The sequence below is a fragment of the Streptomyces sp. NPDC050610 genome, assembly GCF_040654875.1.
Taxonomy (GTDB): domain Bacteria; phylum Actinomycetota; class Actinomycetes; order Streptomycetales; family Streptomycetaceae; genus Streptomyces.
In genome coordinates this window covers 328,825-339,499 of record NZ_JBFAIV010000006.1, presented here as the reverse complement: position 1 = coordinate 339,499, position 10,675 = coordinate 328,825, and the positions used below count along the sequence as shown (strand labels likewise).

General features: G+C 70.3%; 10 protein-coding genes. 2 read left to right on the top strand and 8 right to left on the bottom strand.

Translation table 11 applies throughout. The annotated features are described in order from the left end of the window. The first annotated feature begins 542 nt into the window (after positions 1-542). Positions 543-2,261, top strand: coding sequence for a ribosomal protection-like ABC-F family protein (gene abc-f, locus AB0I22_RS10910; protein ID WP_363130376.1), 1,719 nt, complete (start codon positions 543-545; stop codon positions 2,259-2,261). A gap of 41 nt (positions 2,262-2,302) precedes the next feature. On the opposite strand, the gene AB0I22_RS10905 is transcribed toward abc-f, so the two are convergent. Further along, positions 2,303-2,968 carry a LysE family translocator gene (locus AB0I22_RS10905; protein ID WP_363130375.1) on the bottom strand — a complete coding sequence of 222 codons (666 nt, stop codon included), beginning with the start codon at positions 2,966-2,968 and terminating at the stop codon, positions 2,303-2,305. A 227-nt stretch (positions 2,969-3,195) separates the two neighbouring features. After that, positions 3,196-5,721: an ATP-dependent Clp protease ATP-binding subunit gene (locus AB0I22_RS10900; RefSeq protein ID WP_363130374.1), complete on the bottom strand. Its 2,526-nt coding sequence runs from the start codon at positions 5,719-5,721 to the stop codon at positions 3,196-3,198. Positions 5,722-6,173: 452 nt separating this feature from the next. On the opposite strand from AB0I22_RS10900, the gene AB0I22_RS10895 reads away from it, so the two are divergent. Beyond that, a complete protein-coding gene (locus tag AB0I22_RS10895; protein ID WP_363130373.1) occupies positions 6,174-6,761 on the top strand; it encodes an SCO3374 family protein in 588 nt (195 codons plus the stop codon). Here the strand turns inward: AB0I22_RS10895 and AB0I22_RS10890 are convergent. The 6 genes from AB0I22_RS10890 to AB0I22_RS10865 form a co-directional block, all read right to left on the bottom strand. After that, positions 6,740-7,075, bottom strand: coding sequence for an Lsr2 family protein (locus AB0I22_RS10890; protein WP_363130372.1), 336 nt, complete (start codon positions 7,073-7,075; stop codon positions 6,740-6,742). The genes AB0I22_RS10895 and AB0I22_RS10890 overlap by 22 nt on opposite strands. Before the next feature lie 209 nt (positions 7,076-7,284). Then, a complete protein-coding gene (locus AB0I22_RS10885; RefSeq protein ID WP_363130371.1) occupies positions 7,285-7,902 on the bottom strand; it encodes an amino-acid N-acetyltransferase in 618 nt (205 codons plus the stop codon). A 9-nt stretch (positions 7,903-7,911) separates the two neighbouring features. Then, positions 7,912-8,304 carry a BlaI/MecI/CopY family transcriptional regulator gene (locus AB0I22_RS10880; RefSeq protein ID WP_363130369.1) on the bottom strand — a complete coding sequence of 131 codons (393 nt, stop codon included), beginning with the start codon at positions 8,302-8,304 and terminating at the stop codon, positions 7,912-7,914. A gap of 193 nt (positions 8,305-8,497) precedes the next feature. Continuing rightward, complete coding sequence (locus tag AB0I22_RS10875) at positions 8,498-8,677, bottom strand: hypothetical protein (protein WP_363130368.1); 180 nt, start codon at positions 8,675-8,677, stop codon at positions 8,498-8,500. 154 nt (positions 8,678-8,831) lie between these two features. After that, positions 8,832-9,539 (bottom strand): hypothetical protein, encoded by a 708-nt coding sequence (locus AB0I22_RS10870; protein ID WP_363130395.1) that lies wholly within the window; start codon positions 9,537-9,539, stop codon positions 8,832-8,834. Between the two features lie 353 nt (positions 9,540-9,892). Continuing rightward, the gene (locus AB0I22_RS10865) at positions 9,893-10,591 is read right to left on the bottom strand and encodes a hypothetical protein (RefSeq protein WP_363130367.1); all 699 of its coding nucleotides are present in this window, start codon (positions 10,589-10,591) and stop codon (positions 9,893-9,895) included. Positions 10,592-10,675: the final 84 nt, after the last annotated feature.

Below are 10,675 nucleotides of genomic sequence, written 5' to 3'. Positions count from 1 at the left end.
ACCCCGCTGCGCGACGTCATGTCCGCGGTACGCCATGCGCCGGAGGCCTCGGACCCACCCCCCCCCCAGAAAACCCCACCCACCACTCTCGCCCCTCCCTCCCCCTCTCCCCCACCCCCACAGAAAATGGAGAGACCCCTCCCACAAACCCCGCTAGCCTGTCCCCATGCATATGCGTTTCTTCTTCGTCTGATTCGCCTTCGGGAGCCGTAGCGCTTCCCGGGTGGCAGGGGTGTCCGGCTTTGTGCCGCGCCCGCGGTGATCGGATTACTTGGCGGCCCTCTCGCGGCGGCGCGGCACTCGCGCGCCGTCGAATTGGCACGCCTCGATCCGCCATATCAGGTACGCATCGAGTACGCATCAATCGGGTATCCGTCGGCGCCTATCCGACAGGCCGCATCCGGTCGTATCCGACCGCCTTCGATCGCTCCTGATCGCGTCTGACCGCATCTGTTCATGCTCACCCGCGCGGCCAATTGGCTCCCTCTCGGTGACCCCGCATTACTCATGGTTACTTCGCTGCCGAGAAGGTGGATCCGCACATGCAGAACTCGTATCGCTCACGCCCCGCTCAGGCCTCTCAGCCCGCCCAGACCTTTCAGGTCGCCCTCACCGATGTCGTACGAGCACCCGCGCCCGGGCGGCCGGCCGTGCTGGACGGGGTCGGGGTGTCCGTCGCTCTGGGTGAGCGGATCGGGGTAATCGGAGAGAACGGTTCCGGGAAGTCGACGCTCCTGCGCATGATCGCCGGGGTCGACGCGCCCGACGGCGGGCAGGTGCTCGTACAGGCCCCCGGCGGCCTCGGATATCTGCCGCAGACGCCGGACATTCCGCTCGACGGCACCGTACAGAGCGCCGTCGATCACGCCCTGGCCGAGCTGCGAGAGCTCGAAGCGCGGATGCGCGCCGCCGAGGAGGAGCTCGGGCGCGGCACCGGCGATCTCGATGCCAGGCTCCAGGAGTACGGCGCGCTCGTCGAGGCGTTCGAGGCTCGGGACGGGTACGCCGCCGACGCCCGGGTGGAGGCGGCCCTGCACGGGCTCGGGCTGGGCGGCATCGGCCGGGAGCGGGTGCTCGGCAGCCTTTCCGGCGGCGAGCTGTCCCGGCTGGGGCTTGCCTGTCTGCTCGCCGCGTCCCCGCAGTTGCTGCTGCTGGACGAGCCCACCAACCATCTCGACGCGGCGGGGCTGGAGTGGCTGGAGGAACGGCTGCGCCGGCATCGCGGCAGCGTGTTGGTCGTCTCGCACGACCGGGTGTTCCTGGAGCGCGTCGCCACCGCCCTGTGGGAGGTCGACGCCGAACGGCGCGCCGTTACCCGGCACGGCAGCGGCTATGCCGGATATCTGCGCGATAAGGCGGCCGCCCGGCTCCGCTGGGAGCAGGAGCATCAGGACTGGCTCGCCGAAGTGGACCGGCAGCGCGCCCTGGCCCACACCGCCGCCGGCGTCCTGGCGTCCGGGCCGCGCCGGGACGCCGAGCGGTCCGCGCAGCGGCACCAGCGGAACGTGGAGAAGCAGATATCCGCCCGGGTGCGCAACGCCAAGGAGCGGCTGCGGCGGCTGACGGAATCTCCTGTTCCGTGTCCCCCGGAGCCGATGCGCTTCACCGCACGGCCGGCGGGAAGGACGGGGGCCACCGGCGGCCAGAACCCCCTGGCCGGCCTCTCGCGGATACGCGTGGGCGACCGGCTCGACGTCGAATCCTTCGAGGTCAGGGCCGGTGAGCGGGTACTCGTCACCGGCCCGAACGGGGCCGGGAAGAGCACCCTGCTCCGCGTCCTGGCAGGTGCCCAGGAACCCGACCACGGCTCGGTCGCCCGCGCCCGCAGAACCGGCTGGCTCCCGCAGGAGAGCGCCGGCGAGATCACCGACCCGCGCGCCACCCTGCTGGCCGCCTACGCCGAGTCCCTGCCCGGTGCGCCCGACGAGCACCGCGAGGCGCTGCTCGGGCTCGGGCTGTTCCGCCCGGACGACCTGCTGACACCGGTGGGCGCCCTGTCCGTCGGCCAGCTGCGGCGGCTGTCCCTGGCCCGTCTGCTGCGACGCCCGGTCGACCTCCTGCTGCTCGACGAGCCGACCAACCACCTCTCCCCCGCCCTGGTCGAGGACCTGGAGGAGGCCCTGTCCCACTACCGGGGCGCGCTGGTCACCGTCTCCCACGACCGCATGCTCACCCGGCGCTTCGAGGGCCGACGCGTCGAACTGGAAGGAGGGCGCGTACGGGCGGAGTCCCGGACGGAGTCCCGCGTTCCGGCCTCGTAGGGCGCGTAAGCCTTCCCAGGCCCCAGGCCCGCACCGCGGCCTCAGTCGCCCATCGCCAGCTTCACTCCGAACCCCACGATCACCGTGCCCGTCACCCGGTCCAGCACCCGCCGCGCCGACGGCTTCCGCAGCCAGCCGCGCAGCGCCCGCGCGAAGGCGACGAGCACCGTGGACCAGAGCAGGCCCAGCACCACGTGGACGCTCGTGAGCAGCAGCCCCGTGGCGAGGTGCGGCGCGGTCGCCGGGATGAACTGGGGCAGGACGGCGACGTAGAACACGCCGACCTTGGGGTTCAGCGCGTTCGTCAGCAACCCGCGCCGCCAGCCGTCGAGCAGGCTGTCGGACGGGTCGCTGATCGCCGCCGCCTCCTGCCGGACCGTGCCACCCCCGCCGCTCCCGCCGTCGGCGCTGGTGCCGCGCCAGGTGAGCCAGAGCATCCGCGCGCCCATCCACAGCAGGTACGCGGCCCCCGCCCAGCGCAGCGTCTGGTACGCGACATGGGAGGCCGCCAGCAGTGCCGTGACGCCCACGGAGGTCAGGGCGCCCCACAGCAGCGTGCCGCTCTGGATGCCCAGCACGACGCCCCACGCCCGGCGGCGCTCGCCCAGGGCGGCCGTCCGCAGGACGAGGGCGGTGTCGAGCCCGAGCGTCAGGGTAAGCAGCCCGACGACCAGGGCGAAGGACCAGAGCGCGGTGGTGATGGCCATGCGGCGAGCCTATGCGCCCGTGATCGCGACGGCACGATCAGCCCAAATGCACCCAGACGAAATTCCGGTCCCGGCCCCGCGCACAGGGGATCGACCGGGCCTCAGCCCCACCGCCCGGCCCCGTACGGGAAGGGCCGACCCCGGCCCGTAAACGAAAAAAACCGGCCCCGGACCGTTGCATACGGTCCGGGGCCGGCCCCTCGCACATCGCCGTCAGGCGTTGCGCGTCATGCTTCCTTGCTCAGATTCGGCCCGGCGCCGCCGGCCGCCTGCTCGATCGGCGGAGTGTCCGGCAGAGCCGCCTTCTCCTCGCCGCGGAAGGTGAACTTCCGCTGGTCGCCCTCGCCCTCGACGCCGACGACCACGATGTGACCGGGGCGCAGCTCACCGAAGAGGATCTTCTCGGAGAGGATGTCCTCGATCTCCCGCTGGATCGTCCGGCGCAGCGGCCGGGCGCCCAGGACCGGGTCGTAGCCCCGCTTGGCGAGCAGCGACTTGGCGTCCGCGCTGAGCTCGATGCCCATGTCGCGGTCCTTGAGCCGCTCGTCCACCTTGGCGAGCATGAGGTCGACGATCTGGATGATGTCTTCCTCGGTCAGCTGGTGGAAGACGACCGTGTCATCGACGCGGTTGAGGAACTCGGGGCGGAAGTGCTGCTTGAGCTCTTCGTTGACCTTGTTCTTCATGCGCTCGTAGTTCGTCTTCACATCGGCCGTGCCCGCGAAGCCGAGGTTGAAGCCCTTCGAGATGTCCCGGGTGCCCAGGTTGGTCGTCATGATGATGACCGTGTTCTTGAAGTCGACGACCCGGCCCTGGGAGTCGGTCAGCCGACCGTCCTCCAGGATCTGGAGCAGCGAGTTGAAGATGTCCGGGTGGGCCTTCTCGACCTCGTCGAAGAGGACGACGGAGAACGGCTTGCGGCGCACCTTCTCGGTGAGCTGGCCGCCCTCCTCGTACCCGACGTAGCCGGGAGGGGAGCCGAAGAGCCGGGAGACCGTGTGCTTCTCGCTGAACTCCGACATGTCGAGGGAGATCAGCGCGTCCTCGTCGCCGAAGAGGAACTCGGCGAGCGTCTTGGACAGCTCGGTCTTACCGACGCCGGACGGGCCCGCGAAGATGAACGAGCCGCCGGGGCGCTTCGGGTCCTTGAGGCCCGCACGCGTGCGCCGGATGGCCTGGGAGAGCGCCTTGATGGCGTCCTTCTGGCCGATGACGCGCTTGTGCAGCTCGTCCTCCATGCGCAGCAGCCGGGAGGACTCCTCCTCGGTCAGCTTGAAGACCGGGATGCCGGTGGCCGTGGCCAGGACCTCGGCGATCAGCTCGCCGTCGACCTCGGCGACGACGTCCATGTCGCCGGCCTTCCACTCCTTCTCCCGCTTCGCCTTGCCGGCGAGGAGCTGCTTCTCCTTGTCGCGCAGCGAGGCCGCCTTCTCGAAGTCCTGCGAGTCGATCGCGGACTCCTTGTCCCGGCGCACGTCGGCGATCTTCTCGTCGAACTCGCGGAGGTCCGGCGGAGCGGTCATCCGGCGGATGCGCATCCGGGAGCCGGCCTCGTCGATCAGGTCGATCGCCTTGTCCGGCAGGAAGCGGTCGGAGATGTAGCGGTCGGCCAGGGTGGCGGCCTGGACCAGCGCCTCGTCCGTGATGGAGACCCGGTGGTGGGCCTCGTAACGGTCGCGCAGCCCCTTGAGGATCTCGATGGTGTGCGGCAGCGACGGCTCCGCGACCTGGATGGGCTGGAAGCGGCGCTCCAGCGCGGCGTCCTTCTCCAGGTGCTTGCGGTACTCGTCGAGCGTCGTGGCGCCGATCGTCTGGAGCTCGCCGCGGGCCAGCATCGGCTTCAGGATCGAAGCCGCGTCGATCGCGCCCTCGGCGGCGCCCGCACCCACGAGGGTGTGGAGCTCGTCGATGAACAGGATGATGTCGCCGCGGGTGCGGATCTCCTTGAGGACCTTCTTCAGGCGCTCCTCGAAGTCACCGCGGTAGCGGGAGCCGGCGACCAGCGCGCCGAGGTCCAGGGTGTAGAGGTGCTTGTCCTTGAGGGTCTCGGGCACCTCGCCCTTGACGATGGCCTGCGCCAGTCCCTCGACGACCGCCGTCTTGCCGACGCCGGGCTCGCCGATGAGGACCGGGTTGTTCTTGGTACGGCGGGACAGCACCTGCATGACCCGCTCGATCTCCTTCTCGCGCCCGATGACCGGGTCGAGCTTGGATTCGCGGGCGGCCTGAGTCAGGTTGCGGCCGAACTGGTCCAGGACGAGGGAGGTCGAGGGCGTGCCCTCGGCCGGGCCGCCTGCCGTGGCGGCCTCCTTGCCCTGGTAGCCGGAGAGCAGCTGGATGACCTGCTGCCGCACCCGGTTCAGATCGGCGCCCAGCTTCACGAGGACCTGGGCGGCGACGCCCTCGCCCTCGCGGATCAGGCCGAGCAGGATGTGCTCCGTACCGATGTAGTTGTGGCCGAGCTGGAGGGCCTCGCGGAGCGACAGCTCCAGGACCTTCTTGGCACGGGGGGTGAAGGGGATGTGCCCGGACGGGGCCTGCTGGCCCTGCCCGATGATCTCCTCCACCTGCTGGCGGACCGCCTCGAGCGAAATCCCGAGGCTCTCCAGGGCCTTAGCGGCGACACCCTCACCCTCGTGGATCAGGCCCAGGAGGATGTGCTCGGTGCCGATGTAGTTGTGGTTGAGCATCCGGGCTTCTTCCTGAGCCAGGACGACAACCCGCCGCGCGCGGTCGGTGAACCTCTCGAACATCGTTAATCGCTCCTCAGAGCGGTCAGGCAGATCGGGGACGGTCCCCTCCCTGTCCTTCCGCATGCTAGTCCCGTAGGACGGGACAGCTCATTCCAACTGCCGACATCCGTCCGGATCACCCCCACCGCAGCGGGGAAACCAATATGCCGAACAGCCGACATCTGCTCCAACCCGATGGTGCGAGACGATGTTCCCGCAGGCCAGGCATATACGCCCGTCACCAGTACGCCGATGGCGAACGCTGAGCCTCCTGACACGCGGACCGCCCCTCTCCACTAGGGATGTCTTACCCGTCAGCACTGACAGTCCATGCCGCGCGGGCGGATTCCATCCGCTACGGGCGAACACCCGCGCGCCCCCTCGAAGCCCCCGAACACCTCTTGCCGATCACGGTTCGCTTCGAGGCCCGTACCGAGCGTAACCTCTATGGGTTCGGGCCAGTTGCAGCAGGCATGACTCCCGTCGTTCCCGTGCCCCGCCCCCGGGCGCCGCTCGACGCCGTCCGGCGGTGGTACGAGCGCGAGCTGGGCTGGCCGGCCACGGGGGGCTCGGCCGGGGAGCCCGTACACCTGCTCACCGGGGTCCGGTTCGACGTGCTGGAGGTGCCCTCCGACGCCGGGTTCGCGGTGCTGCGGCGAGTGGCGCGGACCGGTCCGGTCGCCTACGACCCACGCGCGGGCGCCGTGCGGCTGCTGGTCGCCGCGGGCAGCGCCGACGAGCTGCCGGGGCTGCTCGACTGGCTGGAGTGGGGCGGCATCGCCCTCGATCTCACGGTGCTCGGACCGGGCGGCCGGATCGCCGCACCGACGCCGGACGCGGTCGCCGGCTCGCGGGAGACCGTGTGGGTACGGCCTCCCGAACCGGGGTGCGAGGTCGAACCGACGCTGCCGGTCACCGGCCTCGGGGACGGTGGGGGCGCCCCCGATCTCGTACGGCTCGTGGGCGCGGCGGCCACCGAATGCCACCGGGCCCGGTTGCTACGCGCCTCGGGGGCTCGCAGCGGTCGGCCCTCGGGTTTTCAGCCGTTGGCCTTCTCGTAAGCCTCACGCACCGTCGCGGGCACGCGGCCGCGGTCGTTGACCTCATAGCCGTTCGCCTTCGCCCACGCGCGGATCTTCGCGGTGTCCTGGCTGCTGCCCGCGCCGGCGCGGGCCTTGCCGCGACTGGCGGCGGCGCGGCCACCGGTGCGGCGGCCACTCTTCGTGTACGGCTCAAGCAGGCCGCGCAGCTTGTCGGCGTTGGCGGTGGTGAGGTCGATCTCGTAGGTCTTGCCGTCCAGTGCGAACGTGACGGTCTCGTCGGCCTCGCCACCGTCGAGGTCATCGACAAGAAGGACCTGAACCTTCTGTGCCACGGGGGATTCCTTTCACAGAAAAGGGGGTCTGGGGTCCACGGCGATAGCAGCGCATGTCGCTGCCCCAGTAATTACACTACGAGGGAATAGCAAACCGCCTTTCCCGGAAAAACACAAACCCCCGGGGAAGGTTCGCCTCGGCTTCCGCGTGGGAACCACGCGTTCCAGAGCCATGTGATAGGGGCGCGATTCGGACATAGGGCCCGCGATCACAGATGCAGAAGCATCCGGCTGTTGCCAAGGGTGTTCGGCTTCACCCGTTCGAGACCCAGGAACTCGGCAACGCCCTCGTCATAGGAACGCAGCAGCTCACTGTAGACATCACCATCGACGGGTGTCTCGCCGATCTCCACGAAGCCGTGCTTGGCGAAGAAGTCGACTTCGAAGGTGAGGCAGAAAATTCTGCGCACCCCCAGCCATCGAGCGGTCTCCAACAGCTTGTCCAGAACCAGATGACCGACTCCGAGCCCCTTGACGGTCTTGTCGACCGCGAGAGTACGTACCTCCGCCAGGTCTTCCCACATCACATGCAGCGCGCCGCAGCCGATGACCTCGGCGGCCATCTCTTCGGCGGCTTCCGCGGCTTCGGCTGCATCGGCGCCTTCTGCGGCTTCGGCTGCTTCGGCTGCTTGGGCGTCTTCTGCGGCTTCGACGGCTTCCGCGGCCCGCTCGGCGACCCAGAACTCCTGGATGTCCTCGTAAAGCGTCACCATGGCTTTGTCGAGGAGGATGCCGTCGGGTACGTACGAGTCGACGAGTCGGCGGAGCGCCGGTACATCGCTGGTCCTGGCCCGGCGGACGGTGACGACATTCGATAGTGCGGCCATGGCCGGACGCTATCGCCCCGCCTCGCCGGAGCTGTCGCCGGGCCCGAGTTGCACCACCCGCATCGCATCCCGCAGGGCCTCCCGCTCTTCGGCGGACATCATCCCGAAGAACGCCACCAGAGCGGCCGCCCGGTTGTCGCTGACGGACCACGCGTCGTTCATCAGTGCGGCCGAGTAGGCGGCCCTGGTGGAGACCGCGGCATATCTATAGGCGCGGCCTTCCACTTCCCGCCGTACCCAGCCCTTCTGATACAGGTTGTCCATCACGGTTATGACCGTGGTGTAGGCGATGGAGCGTTCCCGCTGAAGGTCTTCCAGGACTTCTCGAACAGTGACGGGACGGTTCCACTCCCACACGCGCGTCATGACGGCGTCTTCCAGATCACCCAGTCGTCGAGGCACACGCGAATAATAGTGGGAGATGTCTCCAATGCCGGTTTATTTGAGCGACATAAAGAGGCGCGCGGGCCGCGATTTGTGATCGCGGCCCGCGCGCTCCTTCGTTACGTGCGGTGGCGGCGCGCGGTGGGCGACGGCCGCCGACGGGTTCCCGGTCGAATCCCTGGGCAGAACCCTGGGCACGGTCCGGACGAAATCAGGCCCCGGAACCCTTGGGCGCCTGCTGAGCGGATTCGACGCGATTGAGCACGGCGTCGACCGCCGCGTCTTCCTTGCTCTTGTTCGCGCCGCCCTGGCTTTTGACGATCGTCACGATCAGCGCGATGAAGGCCACCGCCATCACCACGGGCGGGACCAGCGCGGAGACGTAGTCCATGGCCGTCGGCCTCCTTCTGCGGCTGCCGCCGCGATTGCTGCGCGAGACATCCAGGTTAGCGACCCTCGGCCGGGGGCCTCGGCCCGGGTGGCGGAACAGTATGCGCCGCCACCGCACACTCCGGTATACCCCGGCGCGTTCCGGCAGCGCGCTTTCAAGCCGTACGGGCCTCCCCGCCCGGGCCCGGAGCCGTATTCGGGCCCGTATTCGGAGCTGTTTTCGGGGCCGCCGCCGGGTCGGGGCGGCGGCGCGGCGGAAAGACCTCGGCCGGGGTGGGCGCGGGCCGCTTGGGCTGCGGCGTGCCGGGCTTCGCGGGGGCGGCGGGCCGGGGTGCGGGGCGCGCCTCGCCGTCGTCGGCCTTCTCGGCGGCCTGCGCGCCGCGCCCACCGGGCAGGGCGAGGAGCTGTGCGCGCCGCGAGTTCGGCAGGACGGGCGGCGGCTCGGCGGCGTGTTCCGCCAGGCGGGCCCGTACGGACCGCTCGGCGATCCGTTCGCAGCGGTGCAGCAGGCCGCGGCGGTGGTCGGCCTCAGCGTCGCCGGTCGGGGCGGCGCAGAGCGAGCGGAGGGCGACGAGGTCGTCCGGGCGCGGCAGGTAGCCGGCCGCCAGGGCGCCTTGGAGCTGCTCCAGGTAGCCGGGGGCGGAGCCGGGGAGAGCGGCCCGGTAGCGGGCGAGGTCGGCGAGGAGGAAGGCCCGCAGCCGGCCTCCCTCGCGGACCGCCTCGTCCACGGCCTCGGCGAGCCGGAGACAGTCCTGGACCTCCTCGGCCCGCGCGGGGCCGATCGGGGCGGGGACGGGATGGGGCTGAAGGGCGATGGCGAGGGCGCGGCGGAGCACACGCAGTTCGTCCGCGCTGAACGCCATTCCGCCGCGGGGTCCATAGGGCGTGGGCATGGGGCGACTTTAAGTGCTTACCGGACAAAAATGGTTTAGGAGGTACTAGTCGGGCGTGGCCGGGCGCTTGCAGCGGGCTTGGGTTGTGGTTGTGGGGGTGCCCTTGTTGTGTGTCCTCTGTTGTGTGTCCTCAAGCGCCGGACGGGCTGGGTGGGGCGATGGGTGCCGGCCGGTTGGCCGGGATGTCCTCAAACGCCGGACGGGCTGGGTGGGTGGCCGTACAGGCGCTGGGCGGAGGCGGCCCTACCGGGCCAAGTGTCCTCAAACGCCGGACGGGCAGGAATGGCTGGGCTTGGGGGCTGGTGCGGCGAGTGGGGGTGGGGTTATTGGTGGTGGCGGCGTGGGGGCGTTGTTGTGGCTGTTATGCCTAGGGCCAGGGCGCCCGTCGCTATCGCCAGGAGGAGCGGGGCGTCTCCAGGGCCCGTTTCGGCCAGGGCCGCCGCCGGAGGCGCTGGTTTGGCGGTGACCGTCAGGGCGTTCGCGGACTCCGTGTCCTCGATGTCCGTCAGGATCGGGGCCGCGTCGTTCTCCGGGTACGGATCGCGGTGCGCGTCCCCGCCGTCCAGGACGCGGATCTCCCCTTCCGCGCCCACGACCTTCCTGTCGATACGGACGTCGAGGCGGAGCGTGTCCGTGGCGCCGGGTCGCAACGGCGCGCCGATCGCGCAGACGTACGTCCGCGAGCCCTTCACCCCGCAGGAACCGGCGCCCGAGGTGATCGTGATGCCCTCCGGCGGCGTGATCTCGTACGCGCCCGCGCCGCGCCCCGTCCGGCCGTCGGGGGCCGCCACTCCCGGACCGCCGTTTCTGACGCCCAGTTCGATGGGGACGGTCTGCCCGACCCTGCCCGCGACCACGTGCCCGACGGCCTGGTAGTCGACGGCTTGGTAGGCGACGGTCGCGTACGTGCCGGGGCCGCGCGCCGGCGGCATGGGGTCGGCGTCGGCCTGGCCCGTCGCCAGGACCGCTCCGGCCGCCAGTGCGGCCACGGCCACCGCCGCGCGGCATAACTTCCGCTTCACGCCCATACATCCCACGCCCCTCGCCCGCTCCCGCAACTCCCCCCGCCTGCAGGACCGTTCGTGCGTCGGGTTGGTTGCCCCGGC

Coding starts and splice junctions, on each gene's coding strand:
- abc-f (WP_363130376.1), top strand. CDS start 543: ATGCAGAACTCGTATCGCTCACGCCCCGCTCAGGCCTCTCAGCCCGCC.
- AB0I22_RS10905 (WP_363130375.1), bottom strand. CDS start 2,968: ATGGCCATCACCACCGCGCTCTGGTCCTTCGCCCTGGTCGTCGGGCTG.
- AB0I22_RS10885 (WP_363130371.1), bottom strand. CDS start 7,902: ATGGCCGCACTATCGAATGTCGTCACCGTCCGCCGGGCCAGGACCAGC.
- AB0I22_RS10895 (WP_363130373.1), top strand. CDS start 6,174: ATGACTCCCGTCGTTCCCGTGCCCCGCCCCCGGGCGCCGCTCGACGCC.
- AB0I22_RS10900 (WP_363130374.1), bottom strand. CDS start 5,721: ATGTTCGAGAGGTTCACCGACCGCGCGCGGCGGGTTGTCGTCCTGGCT.
- AB0I22_RS10875 (WP_363130368.1), bottom strand. CDS start 8,677: ATGGACTACGTCTCCGCGCTGGTCCCGCCCGTGGTGATGGCGGTGGCC.
- AB0I22_RS10870 (WP_363130395.1), bottom strand. CDS start 9,539: ATGGCGTTCAGCGCGGACGAACTGCGTGTGCTCCGCCGCGCCCTCGCC.